The sequence below is a fragment of the Corynebacterium simulans genome (assembly GCF_001586215.1).
Lineage (GTDB): Bacteria > Actinomycetota > Actinomycetes > Mycobacteriales > Mycobacteriaceae > Corynebacterium > Corynebacterium simulans.
Map to the genome: position 1 here is coordinate 1221021 of NZ_CP014634.1, position 18990 is coordinate 1240010.

Here is an 18990-nt window from a genome sequence, read left to right on the forward strand (position 1 = left end):
ACCATTTAGGAACGCGGCCTGCCATTCAAACGGAAATCGGTACTCCGCGGCGGCACGGAAGGGCCAAATGGTGAGGTGCAGATGGTGAGTTCGCTATTCAACAGCCCCAGCAGTTAACAGCACCCCCATCCGTAAAGGGTCGACCTCACCATTTGGACGTGACCTCACCATTTGGAGGATGGGCCCGCACGGATTGCACTCAGGCCGCGGGATTCATACTCGGCCGGAATGGTTTGCGCTCGGCCCGCGTGGCTCGCGGGCGGCCTGCGCGATTTGAGGGCCACCTTTCCACTGTTGACCTGCGGATTTTGCCACTCTAGACAAGGCTGATAATGTTTTCCAACGGAGGATTCGACTAGCGGCCTATGTCACACGCCTGGAACGCGTGCGGGAGTCACATCCCTCAGGGGTTCAAATCCCCTATCCTCCGCCACAGGCCCCAGCTCTTCGGAGCTGGGGCCATTTACGTTTTCTTGATTCCGGCTGGGTTGGCAGAGCAAAGGCGGAGCTAGGGGGACGAGGACTAGGGCGTTCGAGCGCCACTTTCTAGGCGCAGCAGCAGCTCCTTTGCAGCCACGCCGCCGCGGTAGCCGCCGAGGCTGCCGTCGCTGCGCAATACGCGGTGGCACGGCACGATAATCGGCACGGGGTTACGCGCGCAGGCGCTACCCACGGCGCGGACGGCCTTGGGGTTTGCGGCGGCGTCGGCAAGCTGGGCGTAGGTGGTGGTCGCGCCGTACGGAATGTCCGTCAGTAGCCTTTGGACGCGCTGGCGAAAGCCCGAGGTGAGGGCCTCATCAATGGGCACGCTGAAAGTGCGGCGCGCGCCTGCGAAGTACTCGTCTAGCTGTACCGCTGCAAGTGTCAGCACCGGACTTGCGCCCATGGTTGCCGGACCGATCTTGTTGTTAAGGAGCGCCAAGACTTCCGCGGACTCTTCGCACGCGAAGGCCAGATAGACCACACCCCGCTCAGTCGCCGCCACGAGGAGTTCGCCCACAGGCGAGTCGACGTAACGATAAGTAACTGAGCGGGGTGTAAATGCCATGCCGGCAATTCTAGTGCGGGGCTACATCAGCTTGGTCTCCGCAAGGGCCGCATCCAGCTTCGAGGTATAGGCATGCAGCGGCTTGTGCAAGACGAGGCCGAGGAAGAACATCGGCAGCAGGAAGACCAGCAGCACCAGCAGCGAGAGCCAGTAATCAGCGTGATAGACGCCGCCGATTGCCGCGCGGAAGGCGCGAATCGTGTACGTCGCCGGCAACCACGGGCTGATGTTCTGGAACCACTCCGGCAAAAGCTGCAGCGGATACGCGCCGCCGGCACTGGAGACCTGAATGACCAACAAAAGCACGCCCAAAGCCTTACCCGCGTTGGCGAAGGAGACCACGAGCGTATAGATGATCATCATGAATACGGTCGAAGAGACCCAGGCCGCCAACCACAGCAGCACCGGATGTGCGGGTTCTAGCTGCACGAAGAAGATAAGGCCAAGCGAAAGCAGCGTGGACTGGAAGAAGCCAATCAGCGCGAAGATGCCGAAGCGGCCAAAGAAGCGCTGCACCACGGTATAAGAGTCGCGGTTGCTGACGTCAGTGCGCAAGGTGACGGCTGTGAGCAGGCAGCCCACCCACAGCGCCAGGGTGGTATACAGCGGCGCCATGCCCGCGCCAAACGACGCCACCGGATAGACAGGTTGGCGGTCCACCGAAACCGGCGAGGCGATAAAGCTTGCCAGGGCATCCGGGTTATTGCCCACCACCTTGGCTAGGCGTGAGAGATCGCCGGTATCGCGTGCGCGGTCGAGCTCATCTTTTAGCTCGCCGAAGCGGTCCGCATCCGAGTCCAGCTCCTGAGCAAGGGTGCTCAGTGCATCCCGGGCGCCAGTCAGAGACTCGGTGTCCAAGCTGATGCCAGAGCCCTGCGAGTCGATGTCACTGCCGATGCGCTGCAGGGAGTCCTGGAGCTTGCCCACAGAGGTGCGCAGCTGCGAGTCGCGGCTGGACTCGATTGCTTGCTGGGCGCGGTCGATGGAAGAAAAGTCCGGCTTCTGCGCACCCGGCGCATTCGCTGCGGCTACCAAGCGGGAGTGCACGGCCTCCTGTGCCGCAATAGCCTCGTCGAGGTTGCTGGTCAGCTGCGCGGCCTCCGCCGGCAGCACTGGCTTCACATCGCTATTTACGCGATCCCGCAGGCCTTTGTAGGCATCGATCTGCCCCTGCACCTGGCCTGCCAGCGTATTCAAGGTGGCCTGCATCGAGGCGCGCGAGGTATCCGCTGAATCGTATAGTTCGTCGATTCGCTGGCGTACTACATCGTAGCTATCGGCAGTCTGCGAAAGCGCCGCGTCGAGGGACTCCGTAGACAGGTTCAGATCTCCAGTTGGGCCCGACAGCGAAGGACGCGGCGCATTGGCGATGCGTTGTGCGCTTTCTACTAGCGGCACTGAAGAATCCACCAGGCTGCCCATCGAACGGGCCGTACGCGCGCCGGTGTGCAGCTGTGTTTCGATGCCATCGGCACGAGCTTCAATGCGCTTCAACGTTGCCTTTGCGTCGGACTCGTTGAGGTATTCGTCGAGGGAGGAAATCAGGCCTAGGGAGACGTCGCCAAGCGTGTGTGTGAAGGACTCCGCGATCTGGGAGGAAACGCCCTCTGCGCCCTTATTCGTAATTTTCGGCGCCAGCGCGTTCTTCTTCTCGTTGGTGTACAGCGAGATTTCGGTCGGCTTGGAGCCTTCCGCATAGAAGGTCATCATGTCCGAGCTGAAATGCTCCGGCAGCACGATGGAGGCGTAATACTCGCCAGATTTCGTGCCGTCGATGGCGTCTTCAGCGTCGGTGATGACCCAATCCAACTTGTCATTTGCACGCAGCTCCGAGAGCACCTTCTCGCCTACGTTGACCGGAACCGGGAAGATGTCGCTTTTATAGCCGGTATCCTCACTGGCCACGGCTACCTTCAGCTGGCCCGTGTTGGAGAAAGGATCCCAGCTGGCCAACACGTTGAACCAAGTAAACAGCAAAGGAATAACGACGAGGCCAAAGAGGATGACTGATGCCATGACGTTGCTAGTGGCACGGCGAAGATCATCCAGGAAAATTCCACCGATCTTTTTCATTATTTCTCCTCGCCTTTTTCGTCGAGAGTGCCTTCATTGTGCAAGACGCCGTCTTGGTACTGCGCCTCCTCAGCCGAAGCCGAATGCACACCTTCACCGCGGGCGGCAACGGAGTGCCGGAGCTCTTCCTCGTTGAAGTCCACCAACTCGGTGGACTGCGCGAGGCTCTTGCGCAGGTACTCGAGGGTGACCACGATGCCCAAGATAAGCAGGCACCACAGCGTCCAAATGCCCAACAACAATGGTTTCTGCGAAGGCACAAGCGCAGCCACGATGCCGAGCACCACCATGCCCACAACGCCAAGTACTGCAGCCACGCGGATCCAGTGCCTGTAATCGTGCTTGCGTTTTTCCAAATCAGCTGCGAATTCCTCACGGCCTTGCAGTGCCTTCAGGACATCGGCGAAGCGGTAACCATCGCCGACGATCTGGACGTTTTCTGCCGCGATGAGATCGGTCTTGGCCAGCTCGCGGTTAAAGAGCAAGTTAAAGTGCGCGAAGCTGCGACGCCCCAACAAGCCCAAGGCGAAAGCCACTACGAACATCAAGGCCAGCACGGACATGAACTTGAGATAGTGCAGACCATAGAAGCCGCCGATGGTCTCGCGCATGGCGTCGATGCCATATGAGAATGGCAGAAGCGGGTAGATGGAACGGAAGAAGTTCGGCATCAGCTCAATCGGGTACAGGCCGGAGGCACCCGGAATCTGTACGATGACCAGCACCACTGCAAGGCCACGGCCCACGTGACCAAGGGCCGTCGACAGCGCGTAGATGATGCTGAGATAAGCCAGCGCGATGAGCGTGCCGGTGGCAACGAATGCGACTGGATTTACCGTCTGTACGCCCACGGCCAAGTCACCCACGGTGACAATTACGGCCTGCACCATCGCCATCACGGCCATGAGCAGGAAACGGCCCAGATAAGCCTGGCCCACCGTGAGCCGCTTAAAGCCTTCGAGATCCACCTCCACGCGGAAGATGACCACGAGCACGAAGGCACCGATCCACAGCGAGAGGTTCGTAAACAGCGAGGCCATCGCGGAACCGTAGGAGCCCACCGGATAGACTGGCGCGCTCTTCACCTCAACGGGATCAGCGAAGAAGGAACCAATCTCATCGGAGTTCAGGCCGGTGATGGTCTGCAGTTCCTTGGTCCGCGAGTGAGCGGTGATGGCGCGGACGTCGTCACGCGCGCCCTCCACACCATCTTCCAGGGAGGCAAGATCTGAATCGAAGGAACCAAGTGCGTCCTGGGTTGCGCCGAGCTGCTTGCCGACGCCGTCCAGCAAGTTCTGTGCTTCCTCCATCGTCGCCTTTTGGGTGTCCAGCGAAGCCGAGAACGCACCGACCTTGGAGCTTAGGTTGCTCATCGCGCGATTAATCTCCGGCACAGACTTATCGACGGTGTCCGAGAGAACCTGGGAGGTCTTCTTCGTATCCTGCGCCGCCTGATTGACCGCATCCGCCGTGGACTTCACGGACTTGGCGGTCTCATTGCTGTCATTGCTGAGTGCTTGGAGATTACCCAGCAGCTGCTTATTCGCAGCGTTGCCCTCCTCCAAAGTGGCAATTGCATCATTGAGCGGGCCCGCCACACCCGGAGCTACGGCGGGCGAATTAACGACATCACGCAGCTGCCGGATGGATTCATCCCCGGCGGCAATAGCGTCGTTGGTTTGCTGGGTCGCGGAGTTAAAACGGGAGTTTGCTTGGTCGAGCTGCGCAGTAATATCCGCGACGGATTCCTGGGCGCGCGCGGTGCCTTGCGCGACGCCGGTTGACCCCTCGACGAAAGCCGAGGTCAGGGAATCGGTATAGCCGGTGACGTCGCCTTGTGCGCTGGCGATGACATTCTGGACGTCGCCAAGTGCGGCTTGTGCATCCGTCATAGCCTGCTCAACATCGCGCACCGTCTGCTTGGCATTTTGCATCTTGACCTGCGAGTTGCCGAGCTTATCGCTAACCTCACGCAAATCCGCACGCGCGGAGGAAATGTTATTTGCTGCCTTATCGAAGGCTCCTTCCGAACGCTGGCGGGAGCGCTGCAGCCGGTCTTCGAACTTATTGCCCTCATCGCGCACCGAGGAGGCCGCTGCCTCCGCCACCTGCTCCTTGAATGCAGAGGTGATCTGTTCGTCCAAGCTAGATGCGGCACTGTCGGTGATCTTGGGCGCGATTGCGCTGGCCTTCTCATTGACGCGGTACTCCAACGTTGGCTGCGCATATTGGCCGTGCAGCGCGCCTAGAAGATCCGAGCTGAAATTCTCCGGGATGGTCACCGTGGCGAAGGTCTCCCCGCGCTCCAAGGAGCGCTCGGCTTCTTCAGCGTCAAGGAATTGCCAGCCCAGCTGGTGATTGTCGTGCAGCTGCTCCGTGACTTGCTTGCCGACGTCGATATGACCGGTGACATCAGAAGATCCGCCCTTGTCCTCATTGACAACGGCGACCTTAATATTTTCGGTTGCTCCATATGGGTCCCAGAAGGCCGCGATATTGACCCACGAATAAAGCGCGGGCGTAATGACCAAACCGATGAGAATGATCCACGACTTCTTGGTGCGCCCAAGACGGGCAATATCTCTTAGAAAAATTTGCCAAGCATAACGCACGCTGAACACACTACTTAAGCTTTCGGACATGGCGTTAACCAGCACCTTTATTGTTCAACGAACGAAAGTAGTTCATTTTAAAAACTATTCATTTCAAGCTGCGGGACGTCGGTTTAATACGGCTTTCCTTCCCCGGACGAAGGCTTGAACAAACTTGAGGCATCGGAGTTATTTCCCGAGCTTCTCGGCCTAAACGGAACCCGTACTATCACTTACGCTTTCGAAACTCGCCTTAGCGCGCAAAAGGCACAGCTTTTCAACACCGCGATCTACAGACCACCTTTAAACCACTTTGTTAAATATGTCACTCACTGTATATGCGAGGCCCAAAGAACTACATAAAACTTTTACTCACCCCCGCAACCCCCACACCGTGGGGAATGTTCTCCCCTAAGGACCAAACATGTCGAGACAAGGGTTTAGAGTAAGTGGAGCTTCGCGCTGTGACTGCCCTTCATTTTTTCGCAGCGCGAGATATGTCCGTTTCCGCCCCCTTTGATTAATGTTTCCCTATAGGAGAATTCCGGATGCCAAGACCGGTTGATTCACATACCTCTTACGTGCCCGCAATCGACGGCCTGCGCACCGTCGCTGTGCTCAGCGTCGTGGCGTATCACCTAGATCCAGCCTGGCTGCCCGGCGGCTACTTGGGCGTCGGTATGTTCTTTACGCTCTCCGGCTACCTCATTACTGCCAACCTTATGCGCAGCCACCTGCGCGGCAAGGGCCTTGGTCTGCCTACCTTCTGGCTGCGCCGCTTCCGTCGCCTCGTGCCGGCAGTCGTGCTCATGCTGGTCTCCGTAGTATTGCTGACGATCTTCTTCGATCTCCCCAAGCTCGGTGAAACCAGCGGCCATGCGCTCAGCGCGCTGTTCTACGTCAACAACTGGCATGTCATCTTGGAGGGCCAGTCCTACTTTGACCGCTTTGCCGGCCACGCACCGCTGGACCACATGTGGTCACTGTCGGTGGAAGAGCAGTTTTATCTCTTCTGGCCGCTGGTGTTGTTTGTGCTTCTCAAGCTCACCCGTGGCAAGCGCAAGCCGCTTCTTATTTCCACGCTGGTGCTTGCCGCACTCTCCTTCGGTTGGATGGCCTTCCTGTTCAACACCGGCGCCGATGCCACCCGCGTATACGAGGGCACCGATACCCGTGCCGGCGGCATTCTGCTTGGCGCTGCCCTCGCTATCGCACTGACCAAGCAACGCGGCTACCGCATCCCGCCGCGGGCACTTACCATCCCGGCTTCCATTCTCGGTCTGGTTGGTATTGGCCTGCTCTTCTGGTTGCTGCCGGACTATTCGCCGCACCTATACAACTGGGGCCTTATCGCTCTTTCCATCGCCACCGTCGCGGTCATCGCCGCGGCCTTGGATCAGCGCAGCCTTCTCTCCCGCTTCTTCGCGCTGGCACCACTGCGCTGGATCGGTGAGCGTTCCTACGGTATCTACCTCTGGCACCTGCCTGCCATCGTGTTCATTCCAGATTGGTCCGTAGCGCACCCCATCTTGGTCACCGTGATCTCCATCCTCCTCGCGGCCATTTCTTGGGCGCTAGTTGAGGACCCGATCCGCCGCAACGGCGTCGTCGAGCCGGTGAAGAATTGGTGGGCGAAGCGCAAGAGCATCGGCATGCCGCGCCTTGGCCTTACCGTTCCAGCCACGCTTATGGCGGCCGTGATTGCAATGGGCATTCCGGCCGCATGGAACGATTCACTGGGCCAGGAAGAAACCCCAGGCTCCCAGCAAATGGGCTTGAAGGTCGGTGGAGGCGGACCCAAGAAGGACACCGCGGCTGCGGCGCCAGCACCTAATGCCTCTTCTAGCGCGGCCCCAAGTTCCGCTGCCCCAGATCCGAACCAGAAGGGCAAGACGCGCTGCACCACCATCATCCACGTCGGTGACTCCACCTCCATCGGCATGTTCTCCGATGACTACGTCTCCGATCCTTCACTCAATGCCCAGGTGACCTACAAGAACGTCGGCGCTCAAGAAGTCGTCGCAGACGTCACCGGCGCCCGCTCCACCGTTGAGGCCCTCGAGGGGGATCCAACCATCCTCGATTCCGTTAATCAGCTGTTGCAGCAGGGCTACGGCGAGGACGATTGCTGGGTCATCAGCGCTGGTGTGAACGACGCCGCAAACCGCGCCGTGGGCGGTTCCGGCGAGGAAGACTGGCGCGTGGACCAAATCATGCAGGTGCTTGGCAAAGCCCCCGTAATGTGGCCGACCGCCACCACCAACCGTGACTCCGGCGCTTACGCGGATTCCAACATGCAGCCTTTCAACGAGGCGCTGCTGGCCTCCCGCGATCGCTACCCGAACCTCGTGGTCTATGACTGGGCTACCGATGCCCGGACCGAGTGGTTCTTGGAGGGCGATGACGTCCACTACAACACCGGTGGCAACGAGAAGCGCGCGGAGTACTTCTCCAAGGCAATCGCCAAGGCATTCCCTGCTGATGGCTCCAAGCCGGAGCACCAGATCGTGGCGGTAGATTCCACGCCTACCCGCTAGGAAAAAGCAAAGATATCGGGCAGGACATAGTTAATTCGCAAAGGCCGGTGGTTCAAAACCATCGGCCTTTAGCCATTCAATATGCGGCGGCGTGTTGTGGCCCCACTCGTTGCGGGTCCACACAAAAGCCTCTTCTACTTCTGCTTCCGAGTAGCCGCCATCGCGCAGATAGGCCTTGAAACCGTTTTTACCCGGCTCCTTAATCCACAGCCAGATATAGTCCAGCACACTGTGATCCCCCAGCAAGTCCTGCAGAGACTCCGGCAGGTATTCACGCTCGGCGCGCACGCGGGCTTCTAGGTCCTCGTCGAAGAAGTCGTACAGATAATCCATACTGTCTTCCAGCTGGGCATATTCGAGTGCATTCATGTTTTTATACTCCTTGCGGCCCCAGCCTAGCGGGTCTTGGTTCCCAGGGTCATGCGGTCTACTTCCTCGAGTACTTCATCCACGATCATCGGGTTGAAGTTGCGGTCACGGCGCAGGCGAAGCAGCTCCTGTTGGGCGCCTGCCAAGGCAACCCGGCGCGCCGCCAGCGCGACGTCGCGAGCTTTGATCGCCTTTTGCAGACGGGTGCTGGCATCGTCGCCGTCCTCGTCTTCACCAAGGCGATCCTCAAACCACTGCGAGATATTGGCGGCAATCTCTGGGTCCAATTCTTTGTATTTCCTCCGCATCGAAGCCACGCCAGCTTTGCGCGCACGCTTGGTGATTTCCGCGCGCATTTTGTCAGAGGCTGCCTGTGAATACGTGGTGAGATCCAGCTGACGCATGAGCCACGGCAACAGGAGGCCTGGCAGCACCATGGTCATCACCAGAACGGTCAGGGCGATAACGGAAAGCTCATCGCTATAGGCAATGGCATCGCTCGGTATGGACAAAACCAGCGCGAGGGTGACCAGGCCACGCATGCCAGACCAAGCCATAAGCAGCACTTCCTGCAGGCGCAGCGGGGCAAGGCGTGGCTTTCCGCGCCGCAGATTGATGCGGTAGAAAAGCCACATCCATAGCAGCCGAACTACAAAGGCCACGAGGGAAAGCAGCACGCCAACGATGATCGAATGCCCCAGGTTGGTACCCGCCTCGTGTACCGCGCTGTTGACGGTCATACCGATGAGGCCAAAGGCCACGCCCGTAAACAGCAGCTCGATGGTCTCCCAGAAGGATTGGCCGGAAAGACGGTCTTCGGCCTGAATCGGCGCGCGGGAATGCAGCTCCACCGCGGCGATAACGACTGCGATAACGCCAGAAGCATGGAGTTCTTCCGCAACTACATAGACGGCGAAGGGAATCACCCAGGTAAGCGCATTGCGGGCAACCACTTCATGAACTCGCGCGATGAACATGGAGGCAAGGCGTCCGCTGCCCCAGCCCAGCACACCCGCCACTGCTGCGGAGTAAAGGAAGCTCAAGATAGCATTCCCCCAGGTCATGGTGGAATCATCGGTCACCGCCACGAGTGCGAGGTGGAAAGCCACAATCGAAGCCGCGTCGTTGAACAGGCCTTCAGTCTGCAGCGTGGAAATAATGCGGCGCGGGATACCCGCGGGCTCAGCCACTGCTTCCACCGCAACTGGGTCAGGCGGCGCGATAGCAGCGCCGATGAGAATCGCACCCGCCAGGCTGACTCCAGGCAAGAAGGCATAGGCGGTCATGCCCACGGTCAGCGTGGTAGCAACCACCAAGAGCACGGACAAGCTCAAGATAGTCACCCATTGCTCTCGTATTACGCCCCAGGAGGTTCTACGCGCCAGCGCCCACAGCAAAGGCGGCAGGAAGACGGGCAGGATGAGATCGGTTGGAATCTCAAAGTCCGGCAGCCTCGGAATGAACATGGACAAGGCCGCCAGAATGGAAAGCAAAGCCGGCCAGGGAAGCCCGGTCTTATCCCCGACTGCCACCACAATCACGGTCAACAACATCAAACCAATGAGTACTAGCAATACTTCCACAAAACTCACTCCACATACGCGCCGACTCTGCCCTTGAGGCTTTACCCTTTAAACAATAGTCTGGCCGGTATTAGTCCTGTGCGGCACCTCGGCGCCCATCGCTCCACTCATAAGGCTGAGTGCTCAGCGCCTCCGGCTGAAACTTTTCCAGTAGCTCGTGAGCGCTTGCTGCCGTATAGCCCAGCGAATGCGCCATCTGCCCCACCACCTGCTCCGGGGTATAAAACTCCAGCAACTGGCGCAGCGTTACCGCACCATCCCGTTTAGACAAGCGCTTGCCTTCCGGGTTGAGAACCAAGGGAACGTGAACAAACTCTGGCGCCGGCTGGCCCAACAGGCTCGCGAGATAAGCCTGCCGCGGGGCGGAGCTCAACAAATCATCGCCGCGGACTACCTGGTCGACTCCTTGGTAGATATCGTCTACCACCACCGCCAAGTTATAAGCCCAGTCCGCCTGCGGATTGTTGATATCGGCTACCTGGCCGCCGCGCCGCAAGATGAAATCGTCGACGTCGCCTGTGTAATTGCCGTGCAGCTTGTCCTGGATGGTGAACTGATTTGTTTCCGCACGCAGCCGCAGCGATGGCACACGGCTTTGCGCGGCAAGCTCGCCGCGTTTTTGCGCTTTGGTTTCCTCATCAAGATAACGGCAGGTTCCCGGATACTGCCCGGGGATGGCATGCGGGGCGCGAGCGGCTTCCTGAATGTCTTTGCGCGAACAGAAGCACTCATAGTACGGCAGCTTCCCCAAGGCCGCGCTGTAGGCGGCTTCCCTATCCTGCTGGTAGATGACCTCGCCGTCCCAGTCGATTCCGAGCGTGGCCAGATCTTCCAATTGGCGCTGCGCTGCATCACGCGAGGAGCGCTGCTTATCGATGTCCTCGATGCGCACCACGAAGCGCCGCCCTGAAGAACGCGCAAAAAGCCATGCCAGAAGGGCTGTGCGGAGGTTTCCGAAGTGGAGATCCCCGGAAGGGCTCGGGGCGTAGCGTCCAGCGTGGGTGTGAGAATCCATGGAATCTAGTGTACGAGCGAAATTTATATGTTCCTGCACTAAAATCTGCCCCATGCCTACCGATGTGACTTACCCTATTCTCAATGCTCAACGTGCCACCGAGCTTTTGGAAATTGCGAAAAGCTACGACAACGACACCGCTTTTCCCGCGGCGGAATTAAAAGAAATCGGCGTGCTTTTGAGCCAAGTCATCGGTGACGATAAATTCGTGGGCTCAGCTGAGGACGTAGCGCCTACCGCTGACCTGCTCAATGCCTTTATGCTCCTGCTTATCTGCCAGGAACCGACCTCCCCCGCAGCGGCCCAGTCCGCGCTGCACATCGCAAGCCTCGGCGCCTTAGCTGGTAATCCGGCCATCACCAGCCGCGGCTTTAGGCTCGCGTCCCGTTACTACGATGCTCTGCAAGACTCCGAGAAGGCATGGGCATACGCCAAGAAAGCTGCCCAGGCAGGAGACGACGCCCAACTGATAAAGCTGCAGAACATCGCCGAGCAAAAGCGCGCCGCCGAGGAAGCACTAGCCGCCCAGCAAGCACAAGCAGCCGAAGCAGAAGAAACAGCAGAGCTAGAGCCAGAAGAACCGGAAGAGCGCGAGCGAACCGGCACCCTCGAAGAGCAGCTAAACAAGCTGCGTGACCGCCTCGAGACAGCCAAGAGTGAGAACGTCAAAGAGCACAGCGAGGAATTCGTCGACATCAACCGCCAAGTCCAGCTCGCTGCGTTCAGCGAGGAAAACTCGCTTCCGGCCTCCCCAGTCAGCGCGGCGCCGAACCCAAGCACCGCCCTCGCGAAGGCGCTGTCTATCCTCCTCGAATCCGCTGTCGGCGCGCTGTGGGCTTGCCCTTCCTTCGCGACGCGCAGCCACGTGGCGAACAAGAGCAACGAGATCCTGCGCAAGTACCACCTCAGCCCCGAATATGCCACGCTGCCTGCGGGAATGCTGGCACGCTTTTACGCTGATGCGGCCGGCAACAATACCGATACCACGGGCGAAACCGCAGCTGATTTCTACGGCCTTGCGGCTAAGGAATACTCCCGCAGCGGCAATGAAGCCCGCGAGCTAGAAATGCTGCTGCGCAAGGTCGAGGTCTTCCTCATCGACAATGACCGCGATGAGGCACACGATATCTTGGCTTCACGGTACGTCAACGCACTCAAGTACACGGAGCTGCCCATCGCCGCACGCTGGACCGTCTTGTTCTCCGAGACGCTGCGCACGGAGGCAGAAAACATGTTTAAGTCCACCCAGGTCCTGATGGACTTTCTAGGCCGTCACCCCATCGCCTCGGCGCGCAGCCCCCTAGATTTCAACGCCTTGGCTGAAGTCGTTGAGCTCTTGGGGGATCGCTATACCTCCGCGAACGATACTGTCACCGCACGTGAGAAGTACCGCGTGGCCTATGAGCTGTTTAATACGGCGAACAATCAGGAGGCGCTCGCGGCATTGGCTAAGAAGGCTTAAAAGCCGAACCATTCCTTATTGCCCGGCAGCCACAGCAGCACGATGGTTACCATTGCTGCCAAGGAAATGGGCCAAACGTGCGGCAGCACCAGCATCAACACCACGATGGCGAGGATGACCGTCAGCCAGATGCGTGCCTTGTGCTGCGCATGCAGCGTGTAGACCATGAGCACGCACAGCGCGAGCACCACGAGTGAAAGCCCCACGCCCAGCTCAGTGGCTAGGCGCTCGATGCGGTTCAAGTGTTCGGGCACGCGCTCGGAGGCCACGAGCTCGAATACGTAGTAGACAATGTAGGCCGAGATTCCCAGCACAAAAAGCGCAGCGATCTGCAGCGCCCACGGCGCCCGCCAGGCGGACATATCGGCGGCCCGGCGCGCCGCCTTCTGTTGGTCTGCAACCTGCCCATAGCGGTAGTCACTGACCGGCATCGCTGGGGAACCAAACTGTGCTCCGCCAGCACCGCCTTGGGAAGGAACCCCAAATTGCTGGTTTCCGTTGGGCGTACCGAAAGTCACTGGACATCCTTTCCAAATACGCCGTGTCCGCTAAGCAGCGTACGGATTGGGTCCAGCACGCGGAAAGGTGCGATGCCACTGCGTGCTAGGTGCCGGCCTGTCGGCGCCTCGCCTAGAGCGGAGACCGCGAAGTACCGGTATCCGTTCTTGCTGACGTTGGCGACCATGTTGATGAGGTCGAAGGCTTCCAGGTAGCGCAGCAAGGAGTCCACTTCCTGGTGCAGGACGTAGGAATCGTCGAAGTGGAAGTTCCAGCCGGTATCGCGGCGGAAGGCAGCGCCCGCGTTGCCCATGATCTTGGCCCACGGCGTATTCGGGTTATGCTCCAGTTTCTGCAGCGTATCGAACTTGGAGATGGTAACTGCCAGCGGCGGCGGGCACTCCGTTCCCATCAGCGTGATGAGGTTTTCCAGTACCTGCGTCGGCTCGGCACCGAGCTCACCAAAGTCCGGAACAAGTCCGTGCAGGTAGTCCCGGATTTGTCGCTCACGCAGCGGGTCAAACAGGAAGATAACCAGGTCGGCGTACTTGAAGAAGGACAGCGCCTCGCGGTCTTCTCCCCGCTCCGGCAGGTTCTCCAGGTCCTCGCCGGCAACGTCACGGAAGACGAGGTAATTGGTACGCATTACGCCTTCGGCATCTGGCCAACGGCCCAGATCAAAGATCAGCGGGTCACGCTGATAAGCATCGGTGGCCACGGCGCTCGGGGTGGGCTCCATGCTCTGCATTTCCTTAAAAAGCGGGTTTTCGTACTTTTCCGCATAGCGCTGCGCCGTGGATTCATCGGCCGCCAGCACGGAGTGATCGTGCTTGTGCGCAAGCTGCTTGAGCTGCTTGACCATCACTGCGGTATACAGCGACTTGCCGGAGTTACGCGCGCCGGCCATGGCCACGCAGTGGGTCACCGATTCAGTCCAGTCCGGCAACAGCTCGCGGTTGTTATATGGGCTTTCGGTAGCGCCCTTTTCCAGCGGGCGGAAGGTCCACGGGCATGCGGCGGTGCTGGTCATTAGTACTCCTCCTTGAGCATCGCTGCCACTTCATCGGATAGGCGCGCAAGATCGCTGTTGAATGCGCTGCGCTGCTTATCGACGTCGTCTCGGTCAATCACCACGAAAGCCACCGGGTGTTCACCTGCGCTAGCCCGCGCGAGTTCAACTTCCTGCTCGGCAATCGGGCTAACCACAATCACCACGGCGGGCTTTTCACCGCTTAGCATCGCGGCAGTAGGGCTGTCGGTTACATAGATAAACAGCGAGGAAGATTCATGTAAGTCATGTCCCTTCCACTGGCGGCGCCCCACGCGGTCAGCACCGGCATCGATAGCACCAGTGATAAAGCTCTGCAGCTCGCTTACGGTATGGCCAGCGGTACGTTCCTGCCCATCGGTCGCGGTGAAGTTCGCGAAGGAATCCGCTAGGGCATTTATGTACTTCGCCGCTAGTTCGACAGCACCATCGGAAGTGTTGACCTGCATGGAAGCAGAGCTATCGATAACCGCGATGGCATCGGCCAGCTCAGCGTCATCAAGCGCCGCGCGGCGCATCTTTGAGCGGACCTCGCGCGCTGAATCGGTGATTCCTGCGCCCTCGGAAGAACCAAAGGCCGAAAGACGCAGCTGCTGGCCCTCAACCTGCAGCTCGGCGAGACGCTCGGGGCTATCTTCCGCGCCGTCGATAAGCACGCGCGGGAAGCTCACGGTGTCCTCACCGTTACTGATATTCAAACGAATCTCGCTGCGCAAACCAAAGGTGCCGAAGCCCTTCGGGCGCACCTGGATCGTCGCATCCTGTGTAACCGCATGCACGATGAGCAGCAGGTCATCTACGCGAGTGTAATTCACACCCTCGGGCACGATAGCGAGTTCAACCTGCGCGCCACCCGCACCGATTTCGAAAGCCTCGACGCGAATGGTGTCAGTGATTGTAAGGTGACGAGATTCCCCGTCTTTCAAAGTGTATTTAGCCATTGTCTTTAACTTTCCGTGAAACCGTGTGCTCGGATTATTTCTGCAAAAATCTCGCTCAAGTAACGTCCTAATTCACCAGTCGCCGCACTCCGCCGTTCCTCAGGCTGAATAACAGGCGCAAATCTTTCGATAGTGAGTGCACGCGCTTGATCCAGCGTCGCCGTGTCGATGCCGCCCAAAGCCTGCGAAACTAGGAAGTTGTAATCGGCCGGAAAATATTTCACCCAAGAAGCCAATGCTGCCGCCAGCGCAAAGATCCGCGTTCCCTCGGGGAAGCAGGAAGGATGCAGCAGCGCAAAGTGAATAGCACGCCCCCGATGCTCCTCCAGGTAATCCATCCACCAAGCTGGATCGAAGTCTCGCAGCTGTCCCAGTTCATCTGAGGTAAGCCCCGGAACGACGGCGTTCGCACCCGGCGCTGCAGGGGCCGCTGCAGCTGCTGCGGTCGGTGCAGGTTCCGTTTGCGCGATGCTTGGCGATGCCCCGTTTACCTCGCCCTGCGGCGCAGATTGCGCACTTTCGCTGAAAGGGTTTACCTGCGACGCAGCCGACAAGTCTGCGGCAGCTGCAGCCGGCGACTCAGCCCATGGCTCGGTCCATGGCTCGGCCACAGATCGTGCGGGTTCGTCAACAAAAGGCGAGCCCGTCTCTGGCTCTACTGCTGCCGGTGCTGGGGTCGGCGCCGACGCCACTGCCCCGGCGCCCTCATAGGCGCTCAAGTCCGGCAGTGGCTCGCCCAGTTCGAAGATCACCGGATTGCCAGGAATAGCCCGGGCCTTGGTCAGCTCTGCAAGGCGCAACTTTTCGGACTCAGGAACCACCACCATGGTCGAAGTGCCCAGTGGAAGCTCAGCTATAGCGGCTGGCTTTTCAAAGGTAGAGAATCCGAATCCCAGCTCGCCTACCTCGCGGGCTGCGGCAGCAACCCAAAAGGCCGCTTGGTTTTCGGGCGCCACCAAGATGACGAGAGTTTTCTTCTTCGCAGAAAGCACCTTCGCTATCGCTTCTACCAAGCGCGCGTTATAGGCGGCGTCGTTATGCGGCACTACGGACTTGAAAGGCGCTGGCAACGTTGCAGGGCTGCGGAATTCGCCGGCCAAGAAGTCGTCGATAAGCGCGTCACTTGCAAGCGGACCCTTGCGCGAAGTTTTTTCCGGGATCTCCACCTTGTCCACTTCAAAGATGGAAAAAGGCGTCGGCACATCCGGCGAATACAGCACGTCCGCCGGTGCGGGCGGCACTCCCCCGTCTGAAACCGCGGTGTAGGTAAAGACGTTGCCGCCGCGGCCCGTGGCGTCGATGCCGGCGGGAACGGAGACCATGGTGACCCATTGCTCGCCCTCCTCGGTCAGCGTGAATACCGCAGTGCGGCGCACCAGCTCCGCGCGCTCCTGAGCCGAAGGAAAGTCCGGGATAGGCGCACCGCTGTTCAAGCTCGTTGGGACAAAACTAACCAGCTCCTGCAGCTGCTCCTGGGAAATATCCCCGCTTACTGCGCCCACTCCCCAGCCACCTGCCCGACCGTTGCCGCGCGAGAAGGATGCAAAGCTAAAAGCACCCGCCATTAATACTGCCCTCCTTGCTGGAAGTTCTGCGCGCCATCCTGCGGGGAAGGCAATGGGTCAAAGCGCAAGCGCTGGGCGACGCCGCTTTCTACCACGACCGTCCTATCAGTGGCATTGAACTGCGACGCCGAATCAGAATCGAAGCTGCCCTGCTGGCCCAAGCTGAAGTCGTGGCCGAAGTCAGGGTTGAAAGATTGCGCGGAAAAATCACCCGTAGCAAAGTCTTCGACCGCAAACAGGCGAACATAGCCGCCGTTCCAGGTTCGCTGGTCTAAGTCCACGATGAAATCAGGCTGCTCAAAAGTGCCCTGGTGCAGGCCCTGGCTGGTGTAGCGGTCCGTGTTCATGCCAGACAGCTTCAACGGCACACCATCCTCAGCAAACAGCGGCAGGCGCACCGGGTTATAAATCACCTGGCAAGAAAATGGGCGCCTATCGCCCATGTCCAGGCTGGACAGGTACACGCCAAGCTGCCGGGTGCTGAAGTCATAGTGGAAGTCATAAGTCACCGTGCGCAGGCCGGGGTATTCAATGACCTGTTCGCGGGCCTCAGTTCTTTTACCCGCAAACATGGCAAACGGGCGCAGGCGCACGACGTCACTGTGGCGCTCGAGTTTCAGGCGAATGCCGCCCTGCAACTCGTATTCCTCCTCGCGCACCGTGGTAGTGCCGCTGTTGGTCGTGCACTCCACCATCGTGGCGCCGCGCGGCCAGGTGAAGGAAATCAACTGGCTATCCACGCGCTCGATAAGCCGCACTTCATCCTCCCCGATGGGCAGCACACGCTGCAGAACGCGCGACTCACCGACCCATGCGTCGGCCTCGTTGAAGTTGACCGGGGTGACATAAACCTCGTACCAATCAGAAGGCCACGGCATCGTGGTGTTCTGCACGGAATCCGGTGGGGTTGCGCCTCGCGTTTCAGTCACGGCGTCGGCAAACGCGTTTTCCACATAAGACTTATCGATAGCCTTGGTGCGCAACTCCGGACATGGGGCGTGCGGGGTCAGATAAATCTTGACTTCGCCCGTCTTCGGCGAGTTCCACTCAATCTCGATGTTGTCGTGGCCATCGGAATTCTCCCGCTCACAGCGCGTAAGCGACATCTTCTCTAGCTCACTGGCTAACTTCACCGAATGCTGCACTACCGTCTCATTCGCGCTGGTCAACCTGCCATCTCGGAACTGCGCCTGGCCTTGCAAGGAGACAACCATGGTCTGGCCCGCCTCCTGCACACGGATGGTGGCCTTACGCCCACTGCTTTCGATGTCCTGCTCAAACCGCGGGGAAAGCAAGTCGCGCTCGGTGTCCTTGCATGCATAAACGACGGCGGCCTCATGGCCCTCCAGCAAGTCCCACGACACCTGGATTGCGCCCTTGATGGTGGTCACCTTGACGTTGACCGGCGGGAAGACCACTGCCGTCTCACCCATAAACAGCGGCTGGCTGCTAATCGCTTCTCCCAGATCGGCTCCCTTATAAGCCCACACCGCATAGTGGCGCAGACCGGCCGCACCCGGTTCCATGTCGCGGTAAGCGGTGCCGCGAGTGATCATCAATGTCTCGCCTGCTTCCGGCGAGGCAATCATCTCTCGGTCATCGGCAACGACGCGGTAGAAAACCAGTTCTCCCGGCTGCGCAGAAACCGGCTCCCACCAAATGCGCACCGGGTGGCGGACGTCCGAATTATCCTCTTCCGGCTGCTCGTAGCCATAAGGATCTTCTTCTGCTTCTGCCGCTGCATCGGTGGTTTCCGGGACCTCGACCACAGCGTGCATCTCAGGCACTACCCAACCTTCTGGCTGCTTGCCCTTATAAGGCGCGCTGAATGCATCTGCCGGCAGGTTGGTGTAATCGTCCTCGTTGACCTGGGTACGTACGTTCTCCTGGGCCTTGAGCTTGGCAAGCTCCGCTGCCCAGTCGATGTCCTTGCTACCAGGCTGTGGCGACTGTGGCGGCTGTGGGTTTTCTCTTTGGGGACTCATGTCTTTGATCTCCGAAGTTCCAGAGAAGGATAGGGTAGCGCCCGTTTGGGGCTCCGGAGCAGGCGGCTGCGGGTTGAGATTGGCCGCGTTAAGTTCCGGATGCGCAACGGCGCTGCCGTTGAATACCGCCGCGATTTGTTCTGCAAACTCGCCGTACTGCGGTGCAATGTGCCGACGCACGTCCTCGGCCGAGACCTGCTCCAAATCGTGCAGCGGGCGGAATTGCGAAAGCGGAATATCCGTAATTTTGGGTGATTGCGTCATCTTGGTGATTG

The 18990-nt window shown here is 59.4% G+C and carries 13 protein-coding genes and 1 tRNA gene; 3 read left to right on the forward strand and 11 right to left on the reverse strand.

What is annotated here, in order from left to right; all coding sequences use genetic code 11:
- Positions 1–344: 344 nt before the first annotated feature.
- A tRNA-Ser gene (locus WM42_RS05745) sits at positions 345–433 on the forward strand.
- A 90-nt stretch (positions 434–523) separates the two neighbouring features.
- On the opposite strand, the gene WM42_RS05750 is transcribed toward WM42_RS05745, so the two are convergent.
- Genes WM42_RS05750 through WM42_RS05760 form a run of 3 tightly spaced genes read right to left on the reverse strand, consistent with a single transcriptional unit; the run spans position 524 to position 5733 of the window.
- A complete protein-coding gene (locus WM42_RS05750) occupies positions 524–1048 on the reverse strand; it encodes a methylated-DNA--[protein]-cysteine S-methyltransferase (protein WP_061920097.1) in 525 nt (174 codons plus the stop codon).
- A gap of 21 nt (positions 1049–1069) precedes the next feature.
- The gene (locus WM42_RS05755; RefSeq protein WP_062036210.1) at positions 1070–3121 is read right to left on the reverse strand and encodes a YhgE/Pip domain-containing protein; all 2052 of its coding nucleotides are present in this window, start codon (positions 3119–3121) and stop codon (positions 1070–1072) included.
- Positions 3121–5733, reverse strand: a complete 2613-nt coding sequence (locus WM42_RS05760) for a YhgE/Pip domain-containing protein (protein WP_235591326.1) — start codon at positions 5731–5733, stop codon at positions 3121–3123. Before WM42_RS05760 ends, WM42_RS05755 begins: the two co-directional genes overlap by 1 nt.
- A 527-nt stretch (positions 5734–6260) precedes the next feature.
- Between WM42_RS05760 and WM42_RS05765 the strand changes: the two genes are divergently transcribed.
- On the forward strand, positions 6261–8249 hold the full coding sequence (locus WM42_RS05765) for an acyltransferase family protein (RefSeq protein ID WP_062036212.1): 1989 nt from the start codon (positions 6261–6263) through the stop codon (positions 8247–8249).
- A gap of 30 nt (positions 8250–8279) precedes the next feature.
- Here WM42_RS05765 and WM42_RS05770 read toward each other — a convergent pair whose 3' ends face one another.
- The 3 genes from WM42_RS05770 to gluQRS all read right to left on the reverse strand — a co-directional run bounded on the left by WM42_RS05770 (position 8280) and on the right by gluQRS (position 11216).
- Positions 8280–8618 carry a hypothetical protein gene (locus WM42_RS05770; RefSeq protein ID WP_062036214.1) on the reverse strand — a complete coding sequence of 113 codons (339 nt, stop codon included), beginning with the start codon at positions 8616–8618 and terminating at the stop codon, positions 8280–8282.
- 26 nt (positions 8619–8644) lie between these two features.
- On the reverse strand, positions 8645–10201 hold the full coding sequence (locus WM42_RS05775) for a cation:proton antiporter (protein ID WP_062036216.1): 1557 nt from the start codon (positions 10199–10201) through the stop codon (positions 8645–8647).
- 70 nt (positions 10202–10271) lie between these two features.
- Entirely contained in the window at positions 10272–11216 is a 945-nt protein-coding gene (gene gluQRS / locus WM42_RS05780) for a tRNA glutamyl-Q(34) synthetase GluQRS (RefSeq protein WP_062036218.1), read from the reverse strand.
- 52 nt (positions 11217–11268) lie between these two features.
- Here gluQRS and WM42_RS05785 point away from each other — a divergent pair, with 52 nt between their 5' ends.
- Positions 11269–12678 carry a hypothetical protein gene (locus tag WM42_RS05785; protein ID WP_062036220.1) on the forward strand — a complete coding sequence of 470 codons (1410 nt, stop codon included), beginning with the start codon at positions 11269–11271 and terminating at the stop codon, positions 12676–12678.
- Here WM42_RS05785 and WM42_RS05790 read toward each other — a convergent pair.
- Genes WM42_RS05790 through WM42_RS05810 form a run of 5 tightly spaced genes read right to left on the reverse strand, consistent with a single transcriptional unit; the run spans position 12675 to position 18979 of the window.
- The gene (locus WM42_RS05790) at positions 12675–13196 is read right to left on the reverse strand and encodes a hypothetical protein (RefSeq protein WP_235591327.1); all 522 of its coding nucleotides are present in this window, start codon (positions 13194–13196) and stop codon (positions 12675–12677) included. The two genes, WM42_RS05785 and WM42_RS05790, sit on opposite strands and share 4 nt — an antisense overlap.
- Complete coding sequence (locus tag WM42_RS05795) at positions 13193–14206, reverse strand: TRAFAC clade GTPase domain-containing protein (protein ID WP_062036222.1); 1014 nt, start codon at positions 14204–14206, stop codon at positions 13193–13195. The genes WM42_RS05790 and WM42_RS05795 overlap by 4 nt, the downstream gene beginning before the upstream one ends.
- Positions 14206–15165 carry a hypothetical protein gene (locus WM42_RS05800; protein ID WP_062036224.1) on the reverse strand — a complete coding sequence of 320 codons (960 nt, stop codon included), beginning with the start codon at positions 15163–15165 and terminating at the stop codon, positions 14206–14208. The genes WM42_RS05795 and WM42_RS05800 overlap by 1 nt, the downstream gene beginning before the upstream one ends.
- A 5-nt stretch (positions 15166–15170) precedes the next feature.
- Positions 15171–16730 carry a GAP1-N2 domain-containing protein gene (locus WM42_RS05805; RefSeq protein WP_062036226.1) on the reverse strand — a complete coding sequence of 520 codons (1560 nt, stop codon included), beginning with the start codon at positions 16728–16730 and terminating at the stop codon, positions 15171–15173.
- The gene (locus tag WM42_RS05810; RefSeq protein WP_062036228.1) at positions 16730–18979 is read right to left on the reverse strand and encodes a SaeA-related protein; all 2250 of its coding nucleotides are present in this window, start codon (positions 18977–18979) and stop codon (positions 16730–16732) included. The genes WM42_RS05805 and WM42_RS05810 overlap by 1 nt, the downstream gene beginning before the upstream one ends.
- Positions 18980–18990 lie beyond the last annotated feature (11 nt).